General features: G+C 69.8%; 23 protein-coding genes. 11 read left to right on the forward strand and 12 right to left on the reverse strand.

Annotated features, from left to right (window positions below; all coding sequences use genetic code 11):
* The first annotated feature begins 25 nt into the window (after window positions 1–25).
* Together F8M74_RS03745 and F8M74_RS03750 are read left to right on the forward strand one after the other, a co-directional pair.
* The gene (locus tag F8M74_RS03745; protein WP_026114034.1) at window positions 26–283 is read left to right on the forward strand and encodes a hypothetical protein; all 258 of its coding nucleotides are present in this window, start codon (window positions 26–28) and stop codon (window positions 281–283) included.
* A 175-nt stretch (window positions 284–458) separates the two neighbouring features.
* Window positions 459–1,238, forward strand: a complete 780-nt coding sequence (locus F8M74_RS03750) for a MerR family transcriptional regulator (RefSeq protein ID WP_171410115.1) — start codon at window positions 459–461, stop codon at window positions 1,236–1,238.
* On the opposite strand, the gene F8M74_RS03755 is transcribed toward F8M74_RS03750, so the two are convergent.
* Window positions 1,235–2,365 (reverse strand): hypothetical protein, encoded by a 1,131-nt coding sequence (locus F8M74_RS03755; RefSeq protein ID WP_228559716.1) that lies wholly within the window; start codon window positions 2,363–2,365, stop codon window positions 1,235–1,237. The genes F8M74_RS03750 and F8M74_RS03755 overlap by 4 nt on opposite strands.
* Before the next feature lie 116 nt (window positions 2,366–2,481).
* Between F8M74_RS03755 and F8M74_RS03760 the strand changes: the two genes are divergently transcribed.
* The 5 genes from F8M74_RS03760 (at window position 2,482) to F8M74_RS03780 (ending at window position 7,783) form a co-directional block, all read left to right on the forward strand.
* Entirely contained in the window at window positions 2,482–3,807 is a 1,326-nt protein-coding gene (locus F8M74_RS03760; RefSeq protein WP_141253574.1) for an amidohydrolase family protein, read from the forward strand.
* Window positions 3,808–3,815: 8 nt separating this feature from the next.
* Window positions 3,816–4,802 (forward strand): class I SAM-dependent rRNA methyltransferase, encoded by a 987-nt coding sequence (locus F8M74_RS03765; protein WP_140864956.1) that lies wholly within the window; start codon window positions 3,816–3,818, stop codon window positions 4,800–4,802.
* A gap of 173 nt (window positions 4,803–4,975) precedes the next feature.
* Window positions 4,976–6,202: a serine/threonine-protein kinase gene (locus F8M74_RS03770; protein WP_141253573.1), complete on the forward strand. Its 1,227-nt coding sequence runs from the start codon at window positions 4,976–4,978 to the stop codon at window positions 6,200–6,202.
* A 3-nt stretch (window positions 6,203–6,205) separates the two neighbouring features.
* Window positions 6,206–7,003, forward strand: a complete 798-nt coding sequence (gene truA / locus F8M74_RS03775) for a tRNA pseudouridine(38-40) synthase TruA (protein WP_141253572.1) — start codon at window positions 6,206–6,208, stop codon at window positions 7,001–7,003.
* Window positions 7,004–7,024: 21 nt separating this feature from the next.
* Window positions 7,025–7,783, forward strand: a complete 759-nt coding sequence (locus F8M74_RS03780) for a hypothetical protein (protein WP_141253571.1) — start codon at window positions 7,025–7,027, stop codon at window positions 7,781–7,783.
* A gap of 25 nt (window positions 7,784–7,808) precedes the next feature.
* Here the strand turns inward: F8M74_RS03780 and F8M74_RS03785 are convergent, their stop codons facing one another.
* Both F8M74_RS03785 and F8M74_RS03790 read right to left on the reverse strand, forming a co-directional pair.
* On the reverse strand, window positions 7,809–8,675 hold the full coding sequence (locus F8M74_RS03785; protein ID WP_228559714.1) for a universal stress protein: 867 nt from the start codon (window positions 8,673–8,675) through the stop codon (window positions 7,809–7,811).
* Window positions 8,676–8,802: 127 nt separating this feature from the next.
* A complete protein-coding gene (locus tag F8M74_RS03790; protein ID WP_141253569.1) occupies window positions 8,803–10,413 on the reverse strand; it encodes a Na+/H+ antiporter in 1,611 nt (536 codons plus the stop codon).
* Window positions 10,414–10,599: 186 nt separating this feature from the next.
* On the opposite strand from F8M74_RS03790, the gene F8M74_RS03795 reads away from it, so the two are divergent.
* On the forward strand, window positions 10,600–11,400 hold the full coding sequence (locus tag F8M74_RS03795; protein ID WP_141253568.1) for a TVP38/TMEM64 family protein: 801 nt from the start codon (window positions 10,600–10,602) through the stop codon (window positions 11,398–11,400).
* On the opposite strand, the gene argC is transcribed toward F8M74_RS03795, so the two are convergent.
* The 7 genes from argC to F8M74_RS03830 are packed head-to-tail and all read right to left on the reverse strand — an operon-like array spanning window position 11,339 to window position 19,065.
* On the reverse strand, window positions 11,339–12,406 hold the full coding sequence (argC, locus tag F8M74_RS03800; RefSeq protein ID WP_140794247.1) for an N-acetyl-gamma-glutamyl-phosphate reductase: 1,068 nt from the start codon (window positions 12,404–12,406) through the stop codon (window positions 11,339–11,341). The two genes, F8M74_RS03795 and argC, sit on opposite strands and share 62 nt — an antisense overlap.
* Window positions 12,403–13,464, reverse strand: coding sequence for a DUF1611 domain-containing protein (locus F8M74_RS03805; RefSeq protein WP_141253567.1), 1,062 nt, complete (start codon window positions 13,462–13,464; stop codon window positions 12,403–12,405). The genes argC and F8M74_RS03805 overlap by 4 nt, the downstream gene beginning before the upstream one ends.
* Before the next feature lie 7 nt (window positions 13,465–13,471).
* Entirely contained in the window at window positions 13,472–14,662 is a 1,191-nt protein-coding gene (argG, locus tag F8M74_RS03810) for an argininosuccinate synthase (protein WP_090491576.1), read from the reverse strand.
* Window positions 14,663–14,687: 25 nt separating this feature from the next.
* Window positions 14,688–16,037 (reverse strand): argininosuccinate lyase, encoded by a 1,350-nt coding sequence (gene argH, locus F8M74_RS03815; protein ID WP_141253566.1) that lies wholly within the window; start codon window positions 16,035–16,037, stop codon window positions 14,688–14,690.
* Window positions 16,030–17,091, reverse strand: coding sequence for a M20/M25/M40 family metallo-hydrolase (locus F8M74_RS03820; RefSeq protein ID WP_141253565.1), 1,062 nt, complete (start codon window positions 17,089–17,091; stop codon window positions 16,030–16,032). The genes argH and F8M74_RS03820 overlap by 8 nt, the downstream gene beginning before the upstream one ends.
* Complete coding sequence (gene argB, locus F8M74_RS03825; RefSeq protein WP_011555079.1) at window positions 17,088–18,014, reverse strand: acetylglutamate kinase; 927 nt, start codon at window positions 18,012–18,014, stop codon at window positions 17,088–17,090. The genes F8M74_RS03820 and argB overlap by 4 nt, the downstream gene beginning before the upstream one ends.
* 43 nt (window positions 18,015–18,057) lie before the next feature.
* Window positions 18,058–19,065, reverse strand: coding sequence for an N-acetylornithine carbamoyltransferase (locus F8M74_RS03830; RefSeq protein ID WP_141253564.1), 1,008 nt, complete (start codon window positions 19,063–19,065; stop codon window positions 18,058–18,060).
* Window positions 19,066–19,234: 169 nt separating this feature from the next.
* Between F8M74_RS03830 and F8M74_RS03835 the strand changes: the two genes are divergently transcribed.
* The gene (locus F8M74_RS03835) at window positions 19,235–19,669 is read left to right on the forward strand and encodes an arginine repressor (protein WP_141253563.1); all 435 of its coding nucleotides are present in this window, start codon (window positions 19,235–19,237) and stop codon (window positions 19,667–19,669) included.
* A gap of 122 nt (window positions 19,670–19,791) precedes the next feature.
* Here F8M74_RS03835 and F8M74_RS03840 read toward each other — a convergent pair whose 3' ends face one another.
* Window positions 19,792–20,601 carry a DUF6209 family protein gene (locus F8M74_RS03840; protein ID WP_141253562.1) on the reverse strand — a complete coding sequence of 270 codons (810 nt, stop codon included), beginning with the start codon at window positions 20,599–20,601 and terminating at the stop codon, window positions 19,792–19,794.
* A gap of 308 nt (window positions 20,602–20,909) precedes the next feature.
* Between F8M74_RS03840 and F8M74_RS03845 the strand changes: the two genes are divergently transcribed.
* Window positions 20,910–21,461 (forward strand): sigma-70 family RNA polymerase sigma factor, encoded by a 552-nt coding sequence (locus F8M74_RS03845; RefSeq protein WP_141253561.1) that lies wholly within the window; start codon window positions 20,910–20,912, stop codon window positions 21,459–21,461.
* A 51-nt stretch (window positions 21,462–21,512) separates the two neighbouring features.
* On the opposite strand, the gene F8M74_RS03850 is transcribed toward F8M74_RS03845, so the two are convergent.
* Window positions 21,513–22,367 carry an SDR family oxidoreductase gene (locus F8M74_RS03850; protein WP_171410116.1) on the reverse strand — a complete coding sequence of 285 codons (855 nt, stop codon included), beginning with the start codon at window positions 22,365–22,367 and terminating at the stop codon, window positions 21,513–21,515.
* Between the two features lie 101 nt (window positions 22,368–22,468).
* Between F8M74_RS03850 and F8M74_RS03855 the strand changes: the two genes are divergently transcribed.
* The gene (locus tag F8M74_RS03855) at window positions 22,469–22,885 is read left to right on the forward strand and encodes a helix-turn-helix domain-containing protein (protein WP_141253559.1); all 417 of its coding nucleotides are present in this window, start codon (window positions 22,469–22,471) and stop codon (window positions 22,883–22,885) included.
* Window positions 22,886–22,887: the final 2 nt, after the last annotated feature.

Genomic DNA, 22,887 nt, shown 5'->3' on the forward strand with positions numbered 1-22,887 from the left:
ACCACTGCAATCCCCGGAGAGTTCCATGAAGGCGATCTCGAAGAAGCAGCAGCTCCGCAAGGCTCGTGGCCAGGGCATGACCGAGTACATCATCATCGTCGCCCTCATCGCGATCGCCGCCATCGGCGTGGTGACCCTGTTCGGCGACAACATCCGCAAGCTGTTCGGCGCCTCCGCCGACGCGCTGGCCGGTAACGCCTCCGTCGACTCCGAGGCCACCGAGCGTCAGCGCCAGCTGGAGAAGAAGACCATCAAGACGTTCGGCCAGAACAACGCGTACTGAGCCGTGTCCTTCCGGGGGGAGCCCTACCTGCCTCGTGCAGGTGGCTCCTCTCGGGCGGCTGAGGTCGAGGGCTGAGTCGTCAGCCCGGTGCCCGGCTGGAAGTGGCAGCACCCCCGCCCAGGGGCTTGACCCTCACGCGACGTGAGGCCCTACACCTCCTCATCAAGAGGTGGAGATGGCCCTGACGGTGAGCCAGGTCGCCCGGCTGGCGAAAATCAGCATCCGCGCGTTGCACCACTATGACGAGCTGGGCCTGTTGTGTCCTTCGGACCGCAGCGAGGCCGGCTACCGGCTCTATTCACAGGCGGACCTCCAGAAGCTCCAGCAGGTGCTCTTCTTCAAGGAGCTGGGCTTCCCGCTGGAGGACATCCGCCGCATCCTGGGCGACCCCACCTTCGACCTGCGCACCGCGCTGCGGATGCAGCGGCAGCTCCTGACGGAGCGGGCCGCCCGTCTGGACGCGCTGGTGCACGCCGTGGACACGGCGCTGGACGCGCTGGAGAAGGGGACGCACGTGGACAAGGAAGCGATGTTCGAGGCCTTTGGCGACTTCGACCCCTCGAAGTACGAGGAGGAGGCGAAGCAGCGCTGGGGGGACACGGAGGCCTACAAGGAATCCGCCCGGAGGACGGCGCGCTACAAGAAGGAGGACTGGAAGCGCATCAAGGAGGAGGGGGACGCCCTCTTCCAGGCGTTGGCGGACCTGCTCGCGGCGGGCACCAGCGCCGCGTCGGCCTCGGCCATGGACCTGGCCGAGGCGCATCGGCAATACCTGGGCAAGTGGTTCTACGCGTGCCCGCCCGCCATGCACCGGGGCCTGGGGGAGATGTACGTGGCGGATACGCGCTTCACGGAGAACATCGACAAGGTGCGCCCTGGCCTGTCGCTGTTCCTACGGGATTCCTTCGCGGCCAACGCGGAGCGACAGGGGGCCGCCGATGCTCCCTGCGGCTAGCTGAAGCCCAGCCGCTTCAGCATCACCGCGCGGATGGAGGGAATCCGGAAGCGGTAGATGAGCGCGTCCGCGAAGTAGTGCGCCAGCACCACCGCGAAGCCCAGGGACGTCATGGCGCGCAGCAGGGGATGCGTCTCCGCCACGCCCATGTTGCTGCCCAGCGCGCCGCGCACCACGCCCTGCTGGAGCAGGCCGTGCACCGCGCCCAGCGCCAACAGGGGCAGCATGGACGCAATCATCGCCGGGACGATGAACTTCCGCGGCAGCCGGGGCGTATCACCCTCGCGCGGCTCCAGCATCCGCGCGGTGAGCATGTAGTACTCCAGGCCGTGCATGCCGGGCAGCATGACGTAGCCCCAGGTGGGCGCCACCAGCACCAGCCCGGTCGCCGTCGCCATGGCCAGGAGGTAGAGCACCTTGGGCCCGCTGACGGCCTCCGCGCGCAGCACCGTGCGGAACAGCAGCATGAAGTAGCCCAGCCACACCGCCAGCAGCACCCCTAGCGCGCCGTGCGGGAGCACCGCGCCCTGGCCAATGTCGAGGTACGCCGGCGCATCGGGCCCTGGGGCCTCCGGCACGAAGAAGATGCGCACCAGCAGTAGCGTGAGCAGCAGCGGGACGTACATCTGTTGCAGCTTGCGCTCCAGCGCCGACGCGCCGGGCAGGCCCGCCTTGCCCGCGCGCAGCCCATGGAGTGACCAGATACCCCGGTGCTGGGACAGGGTGTGGTGCGTGCCGAAGACGTTGAAAATCACCGCCACGCCATACGTGTGCGCCGTGCGCTCCGCGTAGAAGGTGAAGAAGAGCACCGTGCCCACCGCGAGCATGCCCAGCGAACCCGCCAGCACCTGCCGGGGTTGGCCCGGGGCAGACGTCAGCACGTCCCGGTGCACCGCGAAGAGCAGGAACGTGAGGATGACGTGGGTGGCGTTGCCGAGCAGGTTCTGCGCCGTCCAGGCTGAAAGGCGGTGCGCGCCTTCCGCGGCGCCCGGGGCCAGCCAGACGTTGGCGGCCGCCGTGCACAGGGCCAGGGCCAGGGGCAGGGCGACGATGAGGGCATCTGCCCGCGGTGAGAAGAGCCACAAGTCCCGGAAGGCCAGCGCCCCTCCTGGGGAGGGGGTCGTCACGGGAGAGGGGGAGTTCACGGCGGGGCTCAGCGGCGTCATACCGTACGGACCCTAACATGCTCGCTGGCGGCGGCGCCGCTCGCGCCGCGCCGCGCCCGTGTTAGAACAGGGCTTTCATGGAAGGCCGCCTGCTTCTGAAAAACTGTGCCGTGTTCAGGGCGGACGGACGCGTCCGCCATGGCATGGCCGTGGTGGTGGAAGGCAACACCATCCGCCGCATGGCTCCGGACGCCCAGGTGCCCGTGCTGCCCGGGGACTGGGAAGTCGCCTGTCATGGCCGGCTGGTGGCGCCGGGCCTGGTGGACTGCCACACGCACCTCGTCAACGGCCAGCTACTGCCGCCGACGGGACACTTCCTGATGCTCCCGCCCCGCGAGCGCCTGGACCGGCTCCGGCACGTGGCGCGGCTGCTCACGAACGAGGACGTGGAGGCCCTCACCCGCTACGCGGCGGCCCGGGCCCTGCGTCACGGCGTCACCCTGGCGGTGGAGCACCTGTCCTGCCAGGACGTGGCCGGAGGACTCGCCGCCCAGGCTCGCGCCGCGGAGGCGGTGGGCTTGCGGTTGGTGACGAGCCACTCCACCCACGGATTGGACGGCGCGGCGCAGGCGCAGGCGTGGCTGGACGCCAACGCGGACTTCACGCGCGCGCATCGGGACCACCCGCTGGTCCGGGGCGCGCTTGGCTTCCATGCGTCGTTCACCTGTGACGACGCGCTGCTGCGCCGCATCGCGGAGCTGAGCCGGGTGCTGGACGCGCCCACCGTCTTCCACCTCGCGGAGAGCGAGGACGACCTCTCCTCCACCTACTCGCAGCACGGCAAACGCGTGGTTCCGCGGCTGGATGCGCTGGGGCTGCTCGGGCCGCGTGCCATCGCGGGCTATGCGCGCGTGCTGGACAGCGCGGAGGCGGAGCTGCTGGAGCAGAGCGGTGCCTTCGTGGCGCTGGCGGCCCGGGGCGTGCGCGCGCTGGAGCGTGGCGCGGACCCCATGGACGCGGTGCTGTCGCGGGTCCACCTGCTGGGGCTTGGCACCGGGGGCCACGGCAGCCTCCAGGATGAGCTGCTCGCCGCGCTGGTGGGCGTGCTGCGCATCTCCCGTTCCGGAAGGCTGCCGGACGTGGATGGCGCGCTGGCGCACCTGCTCGTCAACGGCCCGGCGGAGCTGTGCACGCGGCTGTTCGGCCTGCCCTCCGGGAGCGTGGAGGAGGGGTGCATCGCGGACCTCGTCGTCTACGACGTCGTGCCCACCGCGGATCCGGAGACGGGCTACTCGCCCTATCTGCTCGGGCAGTTGGCGCATTCGCCGGTGGGGTGGACCATCGTGAACGGCCGGGTCTGCGTGCGGGAGGGGCAGTTGCTGGGGCACGACTACGTGGTGCTTTCTCGTGCGGCGACCCAGGCGCTGGAGCGTGTCTGGACGCGCGCGCGTCTGGGCAGTTGAGCGGCGGCATGGGTACATTGCCTTCTTCTCTCGTGGAGACGCTGCGCGCCTCGCGCGGCCGGCGCGGGCCGCTGCTTGGAGACGCGCGGACCACGGCCTGGCGCGTGGTGAACGCCGAAGCGGACGGCGTGCCGGATGTGACGGCGGATGTGTTTGGTGACGTGTACGTCATCAGCCTCTACCGGGACTTCACGCCGGACGAGGAGGAGACGCTGCTCGACGCGGCCATGGCCGCCTGGGCGCCTCGAAGCCTCTACCTCAAGCGCCGGCCCCGGGAGGCGCGTGTCCTGGCCAACGTGGCGAAGGAGTCGCTCGCGCCCGAGGCACCCGCCCGGGGCGAAGCGGTGGAGTCCTTCACTGCGCTCGAAAACGGCCTGACGTTCCTCATCCGTCCGGCGCAGGGGCTGTCGGTGGGGCTGTACCTGGACATGCGGGACACGCGGGCATGGCTGCTGTCGCAGGCGCGGGGCCTCACCGTGCTCAACCTCTTCTCGTACACCTGTGCCTTTGGCGTCGTGGCCATGGCGGGCGGCGCGAAGCGGGCGCTCAACCTGGATGCGAGCCGGCGCGTGCTGGAGTGGGGCGAGGAGAACGCGCGCCTCAATGGCCAGACGGTGGACCGGTATGACTACGTGGCCGGTGACGTGTTCGATTGGCTGAAGCGCCTGGCGAAGAAGGGCGAGTCCTTCGACATCGTCATCTCGGACCCGCCGTCGTTCTCGACGACGCGCAGTGGCCGGTTCTCCGCGGCGCGCGACTATGCCCGGCTGGCCGAGGCCGCCGCGCGTGTCGTGAGCCCGGGAGGCCAGTTGGTGGCGTGCTGCAACCACGCGGGACTGCCTGCCCGCCGCTTCGAGGCCATGGTGCTCGAAGGGGTGTCCCAGGCGGGACGCCAGGGGAAGTCGTTGGGCTCGCTGGCGCCGTCCGCGTTGGATTTCCCTCCGCCGCCTGGGCAGGAACCGGCGCTGAAGGTGCACCGGGTACAGGTTCGGTAGTACCAGGGGCCGGGGAGGTGAGCCCTTGGCCCGCTCACTCGCAAGCCGCTCCGCTCATTCGGATGCGGCCTGGAATGAATCGCAAGAGGCTTACAGCTTCGAGTCGAGGCCTATCGAGCGTCGCCCAAGTTTGTTGCCACTCCGCGGCTCGGCACAGGTAGGCTCGCCGGGCCATGCCTCCCGCCGCCCCGCAGCGCGACACCGGCCGCTTTGGAAAGTACCGCCTCATCGACCGCATCGCCGTGGGAGGCATGGCCGAAATCTTCCTCGCGCATCAGCAGCAGGAGGACGGTCGCGAGTCTCCCGTCGTCATCAAGCGCATCCGCCCGCATCTGTCCAAGCACGCGGCCTTCGTGAAGATGTTCCTCAACGAGGCCCGGCTCGCCGCGCAGCTCAACCACCCCAACGTGGTGCAGATTCACGACCTGGGGAAGATCGCCGACAGCTACTTCATCGCCATGGAGTACGTGTCCGGGCGGGACATGCGCCGCGTCGTCCCCAAGGCGGAGGCGCTGGGGATTCCCTTCCCGCTGGTGTACGCGGTGAAGATTGCCTCGTGCGTCTGCGCGGGCCTGCACCACGCGCACACCAAGGTGGACCTGTACGGCAACCCGCTCAACATCGTCCACCGGGACGTGTCACCGGAGAACATCGTCGTCGCTTTCGATGGCTCGGTGAAGATTCTGGATTTCGGCATCGCCAAGGCCGCCAACCAGATGGAGCAGACGCGCAACGGCGAAATCAAAGGCAAGCTCAGCTACATGAGCCCGGAGCAGTGTCTGGGCAAGCCGCTCGACTGCCGCAGCGACGTCTTCTCCCTGGGCGTGGTGCTCTACGAGTGGCTCACCGGCTTCAAGCTCTTCACTGGTGAGTCCGAGGCCGCGGTGATGCGCAGCATCACGGAAGGGAAGATCTACGCGCCGTCGTACTTCCGCGAAGACCTGCCGGAGCGCCTGGAGACCATCCTGATGCGGGCGCTGGAGCGCGACCGGGACAAGCGCTACCAGACGGCCGCGCAGATGCAGAAGGACCTGGACGCCTTCCTGGACGCGTACGACTTCACGCCCACGGCGCTGCACCTGTCCAACTTCATCAAGCAGCTCTTCGAGGAGGAGCTGGCCGCCGAGCAGCGCCGCCTGGCCGTGCGCGCCGCGGCCGCGCCCACGTCCGAGGAGGCCCTGGAGCTGTCTGATGTGGAGGACGCGCTCGACACCGCGAAGGCCATGCCCGCTCCGGAGCCGGAGCCCCCGGCCCGCGATGACCGCACCGAGCCGCGCACCCTGGCCGTGCCGCTGAGTCCCGCCGTCTCGGAAGCGCTGGAGGCGGTGGCCCGCCGCAACAACGTGCCCGCGGGCCGCATGGTGGCCGAACTGCTCGAGTCCTGGCTCAAGTACCGCTGACCCATGCCCCGGCTGAAGCTGACGCTCGAATACGAAGGAACGCGCTACGTGGGCTGGCAGGTGCAGCCCAACGGGCCCTCCATCCAGTCGGTGCTGGAATCGGGACTGGAGCGGCTGCTGGGGGCGCGTGTGTCGGTGGCGTCGGCGGGGCGCACGGATGCGGGCGTCCATGCCTCCGGGCAGGTGGCTTGTTTCGACGCGCCCCGGGTGTTGCCGATGAAGGCCTATGTCATGGGGCTCAATGGCCTGCTGCCGCCCGACGTGGCCGTGGTGGACGCGGTGGAGGTGGCCGAGGATTTCGACCCGCGCCGGTGGTCCCGGGGCAAGCGCTACCGGTATCGCGTGAGCAACCGGCGCACGCGCTCGCCCCTGCGGCGGATGACGCACTGGGAAGTCTTCGCTCCGTTGGATGTGGAGGCCATGCGGCAGGCGGCCACGCACCTGCTGGGGCGGCATGACTTCTCCGCCTTCAGGGCCGCGGACTGCCAAGCGAAGCACGCGGTGCGGGAGATACGGAGCCTGGCGGTGGAAGGCACGTCGGGGGACGCCGTGTCCTTCGTGGTGGAGGGCACCGCGTTCCTGAAGCACATGGTGCGCAACCTGGCGGGGACGCTAGTGGAAGTGGGGAAGGGACGGCGGCCCGCGTCCTGGGTGGCGGAGGTGCTGGTCTCCAAGGAGCGCAAGCGCGCCGGGCCCACCGCGCCGGCGCAGGGGCTGGTGCTGGAGGAGGTCTTCTACGGGGACGGCCCGCCTGCCCGCACTTCGGGGGGGACGACGGACGCGGAAGAGGATGAGGGCTGAAGTGGAGTAGGCTGCCTGCCCGTGAGCTCCAAGACGAGTGTCCTCGAACCGCTGCGCGTCCGTGTCCGTCGCTTCCAGTTCATCATGGGACTGGGGTTCATCGCGCTCATCGCGGGGTCGATTCTGAGCGTGGCGCTGACGCTTCGGCTGAGCGTGCGCATCCAGGCGGTGCCGGTGGGCGTGCTGCGGGTGGCGTTGGCGGTGCTGCTGGAGAACCTGTGGGTGCTCGGGATGTTGCCGGTGCTGTGCTACGGCGCCGCGCGGGTGATGGAGCTGCGTCCGTGGACCACGGCGGGCGGTGCGGCGCTCACGGGTGCGGCCTTCCTGAACGCGATGGCCTTCATCCAGAACGGCGTGTACGGGCTGTGGGCCGGGGACATCGGCTCCGTGTTCAGCCTGGCGGCCTTCGCTGGAGGCGTCGTGCTCAGCGCGCGTGCGGTGATGATGGGCCGGGACGCCGCGGCACAGCAGTCGGTGAAAACCCAGGCCAAGGCAGCGGAGCGCAAGTCCGAATACGACGAGTTCCTCCGCGCGGCGGAGCAGGGCGGGGCGCGGCTGGAGCAGCGGGAAGCCCAATCCACCGCTGTGGCTGGAGACGCGCTCACTGCCGCGGCCGTCTCGGCGACGGTTGCTTCTGCGCCGGCTCAGGCGCCAGCCAGCGACGCGAACGCTCCTGCATCGCAGGCGCAGGCCTCCGGTGGCGCGGAGCCCATCGCGGCGGAAGAGGCAGGGGCATCACCCGCCACCGACACCCAGGTAGGCAAGGCCCCCGAGGCCTGAGCCCGCACGAGCGGGGGCCTTCACGCTACTCGCCGGGCTTGGCCTCGCGGACGACGAGCACGTCGCACTTCGCCTCACGGATGAGATCCGTCGCGACGCTGCCGAGCAACGCGAACGCCACACCGGAGCGCGCCCGGGTGCCCAGCGCCAACAGGTCCGCGCCCTGGTCGTCCACGAACTCGAGGACGATGGAGCGTGAGCCGCCGTTCTCCATCACCAGGTGGTACGGGATGTCGACCGCATCGAGCTCCCGCTGCAACGCCTTGAGCTTGCGCTCCGCGGTCGCCTTGAACGTCTGCCGGTAGTGCTTGTACTCCTTCGCCGTCAGCCCGGGGAACACCGCGTACTCCAGCGGCACGTCATACGCGTGCACCAGCGTCAGCTCGGAGCCGGGCGTCATCAGCGTGGGAACGAAGCTCGCCGCGCGCTTGGACGCTTCGTCCGCGTCCACGGCCACGACGGGCCGTAGGTAGGGCCCAGGAGCCCGCCGGTTGGCGATGAGCACGGGCAGGTCTCCGCCGCGGATGACGTTCTCCGCCGTGGAGCCCAGGAACATGTTGCGCAGCGGCTTGTCGCCATGCCGGCCCAGGATGATGAGCTCCGCGCCAAAGGCCCGGGCCCGGCGCAGGAGGGCCTCGACGGGCTTGCCGCGAGCGATGTGCGTGTCGACGGTGGCGGAGCTGCCCTCGGCACGCAGCATCTTGCGCAGCCGGTCGGCGACCCGCTCCAACTCGCGCGCGGTGGCCTGGAGCGCTCGGGTGCCCACCTCCGCGGGCATGCGGCTGGGGAGGACGTGTGTCACCAGCACCTTCGCGCCGTCCGCGAGTGGCAGGTGTCCAGCCCTGCCCACCGCGTGGGTGCTCGCCTCCGAGAAATCAGTGGCGACGAGCACTCTGCGAAGTCGCCTCGGGAACGCCTGCTTTCGTGGTTTCACACACGAGAGTCTAGGAGGCCCAGACGCAGCAGGCACGGCAAACCCGCCTGAATGTCATCAGGCGGATGTGCCGTGCCCGGATGAATCAGGCGCTCGCGGCGCCGGCCACGGCCGGAGTCTCACCCTCTGGCGGCACGTGGTTCTCCGCGGCGTCCGCGGCGGCGATGCGCTCATCCAGATCCGCCGTCAGCCGTGCGAAGGCCTCCTTGCCAATGGTGGCGGACTGGTAGGCCTTGAGCAGCGCCGCCTTCTCCACGATGAGCACGCGGCGGACCGCTTCCTGGTGCTCCTCCTCGTGGAAGCGCATCGACTGCTGCTTCAGCGCCGTCAGCTCCTTCTCCGCGACGACTTCCTTCTCCTGGTAGTCCTTCTCCAACTGCGTCACCACATCCCCCGGAATCTCCCGGGCGCGGCGCATGCCCTCCAGCGCGGCCTGCGCCGCGTGGATGGCGCCCAGGCGGCCGCGGGCCAGCTCGTACTGCTCCTGGAACGCGTCCTTGAGGCCGGTGATGCGCAGCTTGCGCAGCAGCGGCGCCATGGTGAGGCCCTGGAAGATGATGGAGAGGACCACCACGCCGAACGTCATGTTCACCAGCAGCTCGCGGTGCGGGAAGTCCGTGGGAAGACCGAGCACCAGCACCATGGAGATGGCGCCACGCAGGCCGCTCCAGGTGAGCACCGCGCTCCAGGTCCACGGCATCTTCTCCTTGGTGAAGCGGAGCAGCGCGGACACGCCGTAGACGACCACGGCGCGGGCCACCATCACCGCCACATAGGCGGCGAGGATGGGCTTCCACGAGGCCAGCAGCGAGGAGAGCTGCACCTCCAGGCCGATGAGGAGGAACACCACGGAATTGAGCGCGAACGCCAGGTACTCCCAGAAGCTCTCCACTGCGATGCGGGTGGCGGGGCTCATGCCCTCGTGCGTGGCCCAGTTGCCGCACAGCATGCCGGCCACCACCGACGCGATGACGCCCGAGTAGTGGAAGTGCTCGGCGAGCACGAACGAGCCGTACGCCGCGATGACCGTGAGGGTGATTTCCACCATGGCGTCGTCCACGCGCTTGATGACCTGCGCGACGGCGAAGCCCACCGCGCTGCCCATCAGCACGCCCATGCCGAAGACCTTGATGAAGTCGAACATGGCGCCGCCCACCGTGAACTGGCCACCCGTGGCGACCGCGACGATGAGCGTGAAGAGCACGACGGCGGAACCGTCGTTCAGCAGGCTCTCTCCCTCCACCAGGATGAGCAGCCGCTTGGGCGCGCCCAACGACTTGAAGAGCGCCACCACGGCGATGGGGTCCGTGGACACGATGACGGACGCGAACACCAGCGCGGACAGCATCCCGAAGCCATGGACGAAGTCCAACCCATCCACCACGCGCGTGAGGATGAAGGCTGTGAGCCCCGCGGAGGCCAGGAGCCCTGGAATGGCCAGGGCGTGGATGGCCATCTTGTTCTTCCAGAACTTGCGGAACTCGACGTGGAAGGCCGCTTCGAAGAGCAGACCTGGAAGGATGATGGCGAAGAGCAGCTCCTTCGTGAGGTGCGGCGGCTCGAACGCCTTGAACGTACCCAACAGCAGGCCCGCGACGACCAGGGCAACCGTATAGGGGATTTTGAAGTACCGCGCGGCGATGGCCACAGCGGTCGCGATGGCGAAAATCAGTACGAAGGCCAACTCGAAATGCATTCGTCCTTACCTGTTTTGGCTCAAAGCGCGGGACCATAGCGCAGTTGAGTTGGACAGAGACGCACTCGATGTTGCTCTCGCTTGTACGGAGGGCATCGCAAATTGCCAGGGCAAGGCGGAATGCAAGGTGTCATCTCTCGCCTGGCTGCTCTTGCCTTCCCGGGTGAGGCTTCCCAGCTTTGAGCCATGTCCAAGCACCCTCGCTCCAAGGGAGGACGGCTGAGCGCGGGCCTCAAGCTCATCGGACCGCTCTGCATCTCCGTCGGTTTGCTCGTGGGGCTGCGGCTGCTGGGGCCGCAATACCTGGATCAGCAGACGCTGTCAGGCTGGCTGCGGCCCCTGGGCGCGCTGGCGCCCTTGGCCTTCATCCTGCTCCTCGCGGTGCGCCCGGTGACGCTGCTGCCCGGGCAGCTCTTCACGGCGGTGGGCGGCATCCTCTTCGGCATGGCCGCGGGCACGGCCTACGCGCTCGTCGGGACGCTGCTGGCCGCGGGCCTCATCCACTTCCTGGCGCGCAGGCTGGGCCGCAAGCCCATGCGGCGGCTGGCCGGGGACAAGCACCCGGTGTTCGAGCGCGCGGCGCGCGAGCATGGCTTCCAGCTCGGCTTCCTGGCCTGCATCAATTCAGTGATTCCGGCGGATGTGATGCTGGCGACGGCGTCCGCGTCAGGCGCCCGCTACGTCCCGCTGGCGCTGGGCGCCGTGGTGGGCACCCTCCCCGGGACGCTGCTGACGGCGCTCTTCGGCAGCTCGCTGGGGCAGGGGAAGACGTGGATGACAGCCGTGTCCGCCACCGGCATGGCGGTGAGCCTGCTGCTGGGGCTCGTCCTGGGACGCAAGCTGATGCGGGAGTTGCTCGCGAAGGAGGCGGCCGTTGAGAGCGGCGGGCCTGGACGCGTGCGCCCAGGCCCCGGGGACGTGCGGCCTACGGGTAGCAGGCGGCCTGGCGCAGCGCCGTGTCTTCCGGCAGCCCCAGTGCGACGTTGAAGTTCTGCACCGCCTGGCCGGCCATGCCCTTCACCAGGTTGTCGAGCGCCGCCATGACGGCCACCGAGCGGCCCTTGGTGGCCACAGCGATGTCGCAGAAGTTGCTGCCGGCCACCGCGGCGATGCGCGGCGTGCCCTCGACGATGCGCACGAACTTCGAGCCCTCGTAGTAGCGGCGGTACCGCTCCATCAGCGACGCCGTCACCACTGCGCCGCCGTGCTCCGGCCACTCGAACTGCACGGTGGCGAAGATGCCGCGCACCATGGGCGCCGAGTGCGGGACGAAGGCCAGCCGGTGCCGCTGCGCGCCGTGGGCCACCAGCATGACCTCCACCTCGGCCTCGTGCTGGTGCTCCAGCGGCTTGTACGCGCGGAAGTCCTGCGCGCGCGTCGGGTGGTGCGTGCCCTCACCGGGCAGCGAGCCGGAGCCGGACGAGCCCGTGACGCCGGACACCGCGAGCAGCCCCAAGCCCGGCGTGGAGGCGATGGGCAGGAGCGCCAGCTGCACCGCCGTGGCGAAGCAGCCCGGGTTGGCGATGCGCTTCGCCGTCTTCACCGCGTCGCGCTTCCACTCGGTGAGGCCGTAGGTGAAGGTGCCCAGCAGCTCCGGGGACGGGTGGGGCCGGCCGTACGCGCCCGCGTAGCGGCCCGGGTGGTCCAGCCGGAAGTCGGAGGACAGGTCCACCAGCAGCAGGCGCTCGGCGATGCCGACCTCCGCCCACTGCTTCTCCAGGCCCGCGAACTGCTTGGCCAGGTCGCCGTGGCCCAACGCGCTGAAGACGACGGGCTGCTGGCAGTCCGCCAGCCACTTCCAGTCGGGCTCGCCCTCGAAGCGGCCTTCCACCAGTCCGCGCAGGTGCGGGTGCACCTTGTGGATGGGCTCGCCGGCGTGGTGCCGCGACACCGCGCGGATGCTGCCCACCGCGGGGTGGCCGGAGAGGATGCGCAAGAGTTCGCCGCCGCCGAAGCCGGAGGCACCCAGGATGTAGATGTTGACCTGCGTCATGACTTCCTCCCCGCGCCCAGCTTGGGGGCGAGCTTTTCCAGGATGAGTCCGCCCAGCGCCGCCGCGTCCGCGCGGGCGTTGCGAGCGGGGATGCCCACCACCTGCTCCACGAAGCGCACGCCCACGGCGTTGTCCGTGGCCGGTCCGGCCACCACGTCCACTTCGATGCCGTACGCCTCGCGCAGGTGGCGCACGCCGCCGGACGCGCCCACCGGGTCATTGGCGCACAGCACCCACGCCCCCGCCAGGCTCTTGAGCTCCGGGTCCGCGAGGATGCCCTGCACGCCGTACTCGCCCATGATGCCGTCGCCCGTCTCCGCGACGATGACGTCCACGTTCTCCGCCGCCAGCTCGGAGAAGAGCACCCGCGCCACGCGCGCGCCCGTGCGAGGCCCCGTGCAGACGATGCCCGCGTCCGTGAAGTCCATCACCACGTCCGCGCCGGAGTCCTGCATGCTCAGCGTGTCGCGCATCAGCGACACACCCGTCAGCTTGGCGCCGCCCACGCGGAAGCCCGCCTGCGCCAGCTTGCGCACCATGGCCGCCGCGGCGAACGTCTTGCCCGCGTTCATGCAGGTGCCCACCACGTAGACGACGGGGCACTTCACCGGCGACGACGTGCCCTTCAGCGCGCCGGAGGACACGTGCGCCGGCTGCCCGGTGCGCGACATCAGCTCCGGGAACTCCAGCACCTGGCCCAGCACCTCCGCTTCGAAGGGCAGGCCCACGCCGTGGTTGTGCGACGTGCACTTGCCGATGACGCCGCCCATGTTGAGCACGTGCAGCCGCTCGCCCACGGTGACGGACGCCGGCACTACTCCCTCATAGCCGTGCAGCGCGTTGCGGTGACCCAGCGCGCCCACGACGATGTCACCGGCGTGCAGCGTCACCAGTCGCCCGTGCACGTCCTCGAGCTGGTTGTACGTGCTCTTCTCTCCGTGGATGCGCACGGCCACCACCGCGCCCTCCTCGGCCTTCACCTCGGACGCGAGGTGGACGGTACGGCCCAGGCCGAGGTTGCGGGTGACACTGCCTACCTTGTCGACGAAAACCTTCATGGCACCCTCACTTCGCGCGATGCGAGAGCATCTGCGCGACGCCGTACAGCTTGGCGAAGCCCGCGGCTTCCGAGCCGTTCCACAACACGTTGGCCTCTCCGTACGTCGCCACCTTCGCGTCCATCAGCGAGTGCGGCGAACGCACGCCTTCCACCACCTGCGTGCGCGGGTGCAGCACCAGCCGCACGTCACCCGTCACGCGCTCCTGCGACGAGGTGAGGAACGCCTCCAGGTCCTTCACCAGCGGGTCGAAGAAGTGCCCCTCGTGCAGCAGCGAGCCGTAGAGGTTGCCCATCGACTCCTTCCAGAAGAGCTGCTTGCCGGAGAGCACCAGCTTCTCCAGCTCGCGGTGCGCGGTGACGAGCAGGTGCGCCGCCGGCGCCTCGAAGCCCACGCGGCCCTTGATGCCCAGAATCGTGTCACCCAGGTGCACGCCCCGGCCGATGCCGTAGGTGCGCCCCAGCGCGTTGAGCGCCTCCACCAGCTTCACGGGGCCCAGCTTCTCGCCGTCCAGCGCCACCGGGACGCCCTTCTCGAAGGACACCGTGAGGGGACGGGGCTTGAGGTCCTGCGACAGCTCGCCGCCGGGGAAGGCCGCCTCGGGCAGCGCCTTCCAGGAGTCCAGCGTCTCGGCCCCGCCCACGGAGGTGCCCCACATGCCCTCGTTGACGGAGTAGGAGCCCAGCTTCGGCGGCATGTGCACGCCGCGCTCGGCCAGGTAGGACAGCTCCTGCTGCCGGCTCAGGGACAGCGTGCGGATGGGCGTGAGCAGCTCCAGCTCCGGCGCCAGCGAGCGGAAGGCCACGTCGAAGCGCACCTGGTCATTGCCCGCGCCCGTGCTGCCGTGCGCCAGCGCCTGGGTGCCCTTCTCGCGCGCCACGCGGACGACCTCTGCCGCCTGGCAGGCCCGCTCCGCGGACACGCTCAGGGGGTAGACCTGGCCGCGCAGCACGTTGCCGGCGATGAGGTAGCGCAGGTAGCCCTGGAAGAGCGTCTCGCGCGCGTCCACCGTCACGTGCTCCACCGCGCCCAACTGCTTGGACAACGCGGCGATGCGCTCCAACTGCTCGGGCGGGAAGCCGCCGGTGTCCACCGTGACGGTGGTGACGTCGTAGCCCTGCTCGCGCAGGTAGACGGCGCAGAAAGCGGTATCGAGTCCGCCGGAGAAGGCCAGCACCACGTTCTTCTTGTTGCTCATGATTCGCTCCTCGCGGGGATGCGGTTCAAACCGTCCAGACGCGCCCGGCGGCATCGGCCACCAGGCGGTGCGTCTCATCGAGCCAGGCGCGCGAAGCGGCCAGCTCTTCCCGGGCCTGGGGCAGGCCCAGGTTGCCGGCGCCACCCAGGTGGGTGGCCGTCAGGGCGCCGCGGTCTGGACGGAACGTTCCGTCCACCAGCTCGCGGCCCACCTGCTTGTAGGCGTCACGGAAGGCCTGTCCCTGGGCCACCAGCGCATAGGCGTGGTGCGCCGCGTACAGCGTGTCGTCGCTGGCACGCGCCGCCGCGTCCGCCTTCACCTGGAGCGCGGGCACCAGCCGGGTGAGCACGTCCAGCAGCTCCCGCGTGGAGCCCAGCGCCGTCAGGGTGGGGGACTTCAGCAACTGGAAGTCGCGGTGGTAGCTGGAGGGCAGTCCGCCCGCGATGGCCTCCACCTGATGCGCCAGCCCGCGCAGCTCGCGGCAGCGGCCCCGGGCCAGCTCCACGACGTCCGGGTTCTTCTTCTGCGGCATGATGGACGAGCCCGTGGTGTACGCGTCCGGCAGCCCGAGGAAGCCGAACTCGTCCATGCTGTAGAGCTGCACGTCCCACAGCCACTTCTCCAGCGTGCCCGCCACCGAGCAGGCCCAGCCCAGCACCGCGGACTCGTGACGGCCGCGTCCGTTCTGCACGTCAATGGGGCTGCGCTGCACGCGCGAGAAACCCAGCAGCGCCGCCACGTACTCCCGGTCGATGGGCAGCGGCACGCCGAAGCCCGCCGCCGCGCCCAGCGGGCAGCGGTCCAGCCGAGCCCACACGCCGCGCAGCGCCTCGAGCTCCTCCAGCAGCCCTTCCGCGAACGCCATGCCCCATAGACCGAAGGTGGAAGGCATGGCCCGGCGCAGGTGCGTGTAGCCCGGCAGCGCCACGTCCTTGTTCGCCTGCGCGAAGTCCAGGAAGGCCCCCGCCAGCTCCGCCGCCCGCGCGCCTAGCGTGAGCACTTCTTCACGCAGCAGCAGGCGCAGGGCCAGCTGCACCTGGTCGTTGCGAGAACGCCCCAGGTGGATGCGCTTGCCCGGCTCGCCCACGCGCTCCACCAGCGCCGCCTCCAGGGCGGTGTGGCCGTCCTCCTGCTCAGGACGGATGACGAACGTACCCGCGCGGGCCTCGTCGTGCAGCGCCTTGAGCGCCGTCACCAGGGCCTTGGCCTCCGAGTCCTTCAGCAGGCCCACGCGCGCCAGCATCCTCGCGTGCGCGGCCGAGCCGAGCGCGTCATGCGGCGCCAGCGCCAAGTCTACCACCGGGTCGTTGCCCACCGTGAAGCGGTGGATGGCCGCGTCCAGGGGAAGGCCCTTGCCCCACAGCGTGTCAGCCACGAGCCACCTCCTCGAAGTAACCCCGAACCAGTTGCGTGTAGAAGGCGGCGCCGGCTTCCAGCTCCGCCCGGGTGATGAATTCGTCCGCCAGGTGGCTGCGCAGCGTGTCGCCCGGGCCCACCTTCACCGCGGGGATGTCCCCCAGGAAGGCCCAGTCCGACGCCGTGCTGGAGCCCACCGGCTGCGCGCCCGACGCGGCCACCGCCGCACGGACGATGGGCTGATCCGCCGACGTCGCCTTCGGCAGGTAGCGCTCCGAATGGACCTTCACTTCGCTCTTCAACGCGCCCGCCACCTGCCGGGCCACCATCGCGTGCTCCATGCCCGGCGTGGTGCGCAGGTCCACGAAGAACTCGCACCGGTCCGGCACCTGGTTGCGCGCCAGGCCACCCGACACCTGCGTCACCTGCGCCCGGGCCTCGCCCAGGAGCGGGTGGGACGGAAAGCGCAGCTCGGCCAGCACCGCGATGTCCGTCGCGGCCAGGTGGATGGCGTTGACGGCCTCCGTGGCGTGCGCGTGCGCGACGTGCGCGCTCTTGCCGTGCGCGGTGCAGCGAAGCAGCAGCATGCCGCGCTGGGCGGTGCAGGGCTTGAGGCTGGTGGGCTCGCCGACGATGGCGGCGTCCAGCGAGCCCAGCGCTGGCAACAGCGTTCCCAGCCCCTGGCCTCCCGTCTCTTCCTCCGCGGTGAACGCGAACACGACTTCAGCGCCCGTGGGCGCGCCTTCGGCCAGCAGGGTCCGCGCGGCGAGCAGCATGCCCGCCACGCACCCCTTGGCGTCATTGCTGCCCAGGCCGTACAGGCGGTCCTCGCGCCACACGGGCGCGTGGGGCTCGTACGTCCACCCGGCGCACGGCTTCACCGTGTCCAGGTGCGAGTTGACGAGCAGCCGGCGCGGCCCGCTCCCCACGGAGAACCACACGTTGTGGCCCTGCCGTTGGACGCGCGCGCCCCAGCCTTCCGCCCACCCGGACACGGTGTCCGCGATGCGGCCCTCGTCACCTGACACGCTGGGGATGGCCACCAGCGCCTGGAGCAGCTCCGCCGCCGTCATCCCACCGCCCCCGCGGGCTTCTGCGCGTTCTCCCGCACGACCATGGTCCCGCTGCCCTCGTTGGTGAAGACCTCCTCCAGGAGCGCGTTGGGCTGCACGCCGCTGACCAGGTGCACGCTGCCCACGCCGCCCACGAGCGCGTGGCGGATGGCGTGCGCCTTGGGCTTCATGCCGCCCGCGATGGCGCCGGTGCTCTCCATGGTGGCCAGGTCCGTGAGGTTGGCCAGCGTGACGAGCGACGACGGGTCGCTCACGTTCTTCAGCAGGCCCGGAACCTGGACCAGGAAGAAGAGCTTCTCGGCGGACAGCGCCACCGCCAGCGCCGCGGCCACGGTGTCCGCGTTGGTGTTGTACACGGCGCCGTCCGTGCCACCCGACAGGGGGGCGATGACGGGCACGTAGTCGGCCGAGCGCAGGTGCTCCACCACGCGGGTGTCCACCTGCTCGATGTCGCCCACCAGGCCGTAGTCCACCAGCTTGCCCTCGGTGGCACCGGCTTCCGTCACCATGACGGGCGGGCGCTTGCGCGCCTTGATGAGGCCGGCGTCCACGCCGCTCAGGCCCACCGCGGGCACGCCCGCCGCCTGGAGGTCCGCCAGCAGGTCCGTGTGCAGCTTGCCCGCGAGCACCATCTTCGCGGCGTCCAGCACGGGCGCGGAGGTGACGCGGCGGCCGGCCACCTTCTCCACCGGCAGGTGGAGGGCGTCACACAGCGTGTCCAGCTCCGGGCCGCCGCCGTGTACCACGACGGGGCGGATGGAGAAGGTCCACAGCAGGGCAATCTGCTCGCAGGCGGCGCGGCGCAGACGCGGGTCGCTCAGCATGGCGCCGCCGAGCTTCACGACGAACGTCTTGCGGCGGAACTGCTGCACGTACTTCGCCGCGTGGCGAAGCGCGGAGTAGGGGTCGGGCGAAAGGGGCACGTGAGACCTCGAAGTCAGGAAAGGAAGAATGCGGAGGGGCCGCTCAGCGCGAACGCATCCAGTGCAGCAGCGCCCGCTGGACGTGGTAGCGATTGCCGGCCTCGTCTACGACGCGGCTGCTCGGGTGGTCCAGAACCTCATCGGCCACCTCCACGTTGCGGCGCACGGGCAGGCAGTGGAGGAAGGCCGCGTCCTTCTGCGCGCGCGACATCGTCAGGCGGGTGGGCATCCAACCGGAATAGGACGCGAGCAGCGCGGAGACGTCATTGGGCGAAAACGCCGCAGCGGCCGTGGGGCCCCACGACTTGGCGTAGACGGCGCGGCTGCCGGCCAGGGCCTCGTCCTGGTCATGCGTATAGGTGACGCTGCCGCCCGTGGCCTTGGCGTACGCCTCCGCCTCGGCGCGGACGGCTGGGTGCAGGTCGAACCCGGGAGGGTGGGCCACGCGAATCTCGCAGCCCGCCGCCGCCGCGCTCAGCAGGAAGGAGTTGGGCACGGCCTTGGGCAGCGGCTTGATGTGCGGCGCCCACGTCAGCGTCACCGGCAGCTTCTTCGTGCTGCCGAACGTCTCGCGCAGCGTCAGCATGTCCGCCAGACCCTGGCAGGGGTGCTCGCGCGCGGACTCCATGCTCACCACCGGCACGGTGGACCACTTGCGGAACGCGTTGATGACGGGGTCGAGTTCGTCCTCCTCGTCACCGCCGCCCTGCGAGAAGGTGCGCACGCCGAGCATGTCCACGAAGCGCGACAGGACGGGCGCGGCCTCCTTGAGGTGCTCGGCCCGGTCCGCGTTCATCACCGCGCCCTCGCGGTGCTCCAGCTTCCAGACGCCAGCGCCCACGTCCAGGATGATGGCGTTGCCACCGCCGCGCAGCATGACGGCCTCGAACGAGGTGCGCGTGCGCAGCGACGGGTTGAAGAACACCATCCCCAGCAGCGTGTTGGCGAAGAGCGCGTGCTCCGGGCCCTTCTGCTTCCACGCGGCCGCCTGCGCGAGCACCGCCTCCACGCCCTCGGGTCCCAGATCCTTGATGTGCGTGACGTGCTTCATGGGCCTGTCCTCCCCGGCAGCGGCTGGCTGCATATTCGTGATGAATATGCGTGAAAATGCGTGCATTGCCGCGAAAAGGCGGCGGATATTATGCAGAAAGACGCGTCGCGCAAGCGGATTATTCGCAACGAACGCATGCATGTTCTTGCATGAATATTCACGGGGATGCATGTTGGTGGGAATGAACCTGGACGAGGCCATCCTGCGGCTCATCGCAGAGCGGGAGATCGGCGATCAGACCGTGCTGCAGCAGATCCTGGAGGCGGAAGGCCAGGCGCCGAGCCAGTCGACGCTGTCGCGGCGCCTGAAGAAGCTGGGCATCGTGAAGGTGGGTGGGCGCTATCAGCGTGCGCCGGCCACGCCCGCGGTGATGCCGGAGCGGCCCCGCGTCACCATCCTGGAAGCGCCGCCGAACCTGCTGGTGATTCGAACGGCGCCGGGGTTCGCGCCGGTGCTCGCGCTGGCGTTGGACAAGGAGCGGGAGCTGCCGGGGCTCGCGGGGACGGTGGCGGGGGATGACACCATCTTCGTCGCGGTGACGGACCCGGCGCTGCTGCGCGACGTGCGCGCGGCGGTGGAGCGGCTCCTGTCGCTGGGGGCGTGAGAGGCGCCCCCAGTCAGGGGACTCTCGTCATGGGGTTGCGTCCCTGGCGTACGCAATGGTGACGCTTGGCGCGCAATCCTGTTCTTGATGGTCGTGGCCTTGTCCTTGCGAAGCGCGGCGGCTCACTGGATGGCGAAGACGTAGTTCTGCCCGTGGCGCGAGTCCCACTGCTGGCAGCCCTTGCGGTCCTGGGTGGAGAACCACAGTTCCAGCGTCGCGGGGCCGGGCGGCAGCGGAATGAAGGCGGGGATCTGCCTCCAGAACTGGGCGTCCCACTCGCCCCAGCTCGCCGTCAGGCTGAGCATCGTTACCGGGCCGCCGTTGATGCGGTAGTACGCCGTGGTGCCCCAGGCCTTGTAATTCAGGTACATCGCCCGGCACTGCGCGATGCGGCCGATGTCGTAGTCCACCATCAGCGTGGTGCCGCCCTGGAGCGTGCCGTGGACCGTGTACGTCCAGGCCGGGGCGGGGTGGAACGAAATCATCGGGTGCTGCACCACCCAGGTGTGGAAGTTGTACTGGAGGTTGGAGTCCCAGGTGGAGCAACCGGAGGAGTCGGTGCCCTGGAACCACAGCTCCAGCGTGCCTCCCTGCGCCAGGGCCAGTTGCGTCTGCGCGATGGCGCCCACCGTGGTGGCATCCGCCACGGGGAAGCTCTGCACCGGGCCCCGGTTCGACATGGCGAAGCCGGTGATGGTCCACCCGGTGCCCCGGCACAGCGGTAGGCGCGAGGTGTCATAGACGATGTCCAGCGCGCCTCCCGCCTCCGGCTGGCCGCTGAGGGTGACGCTCCAGTCCGCGGCGAAGGTCAGCGTGGGCGGTCCGGACAGGAAGGCCAGGTCGGACTGCACGGCGACGGGCGCTTGTGGCGCGGCGGAGGCGACGGAGGCAAGACACAGCAACGGCAGCAGGGCGGACAGCAGCGGCTTCATGGCGACTCCCGGGCACGGAGGGTGGTTGCGCCCGGACGGAGGGTGTGGCCCGCCGGACGCGAGCGGCTCGCTAGCACGACCCAGGGAAATACCGGAATACCATGCTTCCGCCGTGCCTGCGGGCGCGCCTCGGCCTGACGTCAGGGGGGAACGCCTCCCGCTGTAGGACACTGTCGTTTCCCAGCCCCTCCGGTCAGGGAAATCGTTGCACAGTGGAGGGGAACCGCCCCAGTTTTCCAAGATTTCTCGTTGAGGGCGTAGTTTCTGTGGGGACAGCGAACCCGTCTGGCCTGGAGGTGAATGTGGGCATGTCGGAGCTGACAGAGCTACTGGACCACGCGCGCAAGGGCGAGCAGGGCGCGCGGGATGCATTGATGGCGGCGGCCTACCAGGAGCTGCGGGACATGGCGCAGCGGGCCATGGCCGATGCGGCGACAACGCCGTCGCTGCAACCCGCGGTGTTGGTGAAGGAGGCCTGGCTGCGTCTGTTCAGCGCGGGGGCCCCGGTGGAGGCGCGGCGTCACTTCTTCAGCGCTGCGGCGCAGGCCATGCGGCGGGTGATGGTGGACCGGGCGCGGCTGCGCAGGGCGCAGGTCCGCGAGGCCCGGCTGGAGCGGGTGAGCCTGGGGGACGTGGAAGCGGATGTCCCGGCGGGTTTGAGCATGGAGGTGCTGGAGCTGGACCGAGCGCTCTCGGAGCTGGACACGTTCCAGCCGCGGCTCGCGCGCATGCTGGAGCTGCGCTACTTCGTGGGCCTGGACCTGCTGGACACCGCCGCCGTGCTGGGCGTGTCGCCCGTCACCGTGAAGCGCGACTGGGCCTACGTCCGGGAGTGGCTGCTGACGCGGCTGGGCAACTGACGGCCCGTGCGTCCACGCGGGCCGGGTTGGAATGAATCAGGGGCGTCGGGCTCAGCGCTTGACGGCCGCCGCTACCGCGTCCGCGAGCGGCGTCGTGGGCCGCCCGATGAGCCGACGCAAGTCGCCTGAGCTGTCGTTCATCTCACCGCGCGCCACGCCCGCATCGGAGTCCGCCAGCACCTCGGCGAAGGGGGCGGGGACGCCCACGCCAATGAGCGCGCCGGCATGGTCGGCCTGTGACAGGTCCTTGTAGACGACCGTCGTGCCCGCCTGGCGGGACACCTCGGCGGCCAACTCGGCGGCGGTGAAGGCGGTGTCGCCGGCCAGTTCGTAGATCTTGTTCTCATGGCCCGTGCCGGTGAGCACGGCCACCGCGGCGGCGGCGTAGTCCGCCCGGGTGGCGGCGGCTGAACGGCCCTGACCTGAGCTGCCGATGAGTGCGCCGTGTGCCAGCGCGGGGGCCAGGTTCTCCGTGTAGTTCTCCGTGTACCAGCCGTTGCGCAGGAAGACGAAGGGGATGCCGGACGCGCGAATCGCCTCCTCGGTCGCCTTGTGCTCGCCCGCGAGCACAAGGCCCGAGCTATCCGCGTGCAGGATGCTGGTGTACGCAAGCAGCTGGACGCCTGCCTTCTTCGCGGCGTCCACCACGGCCCGGTGCTGCACCGTGCGCTGGCCGACCTCGCTGGACGAAATCAGGAGCACCTTGTCCGCTCCGGCCAACGCGGGTCCGAGCGTCTCCGGCTTGCTGTAGTCCGCCTGACGGACCTGGACACCCTTGGCCGCCAGGTCGGAGGCCTTGCTCGGGTCGCGCACGGCGATGGCGATGTCCTTGGCAGGGACCTTTTCGAGCAGGCCCGCGACGACCAGACGGCCCAGCTTACCCGTTGCTGCAGTCACAAGAATCATGGGGTTCACATCTCCTGTCGTGGAGGGTTTTCCAGACGCGAGAGGAACCTAACGGCGTAACTAACTTCTAGTAAGTACCCACTTTTTGGTAAGCTACTAACATGAGCGCGAACAAGCGTCCGGGGCCGCTGGCGCGGAAGATGGCGAAGCTGGCGGTGGAGCGGGGCAACCTGTACGTGCCCTCATGTCCTTCCCGAGGCGTGCTGGACCACGTGACGAGCCGTTGGGGCGTCCTGGTCTTGATTGCGCTGCTGGAAGGCACGCGTCGCTTCAGCGAGCTGCGCCGGAGGGTGGCGGGCGTGAGCGAGAAGATGCTGTCGCAGACGCTCCAGGCCCTGGAGCAGGACGGCTTCGTGCTCCGTGAAGTCCACCCGGTGATTCCGCCGCACGTGGACTACAGCCTCACGCCGCTGGGGGAGGAAGTCGCCACGCGCGTAGAGGCGCTCGCGGATTGGATTGAGGACAGCATGCCCCGCATCGCCGCGGCGCGGGCCGTGTACATCCCGAAGAAGGGATAGGG

This window comes from Myxococcus sp. CA023 (assembly GCF_010998615.1).
Lineage (GTDB): Bacteria > Myxococcota > Myxococcia > Myxococcales > Myxococcaceae > Myxococcus.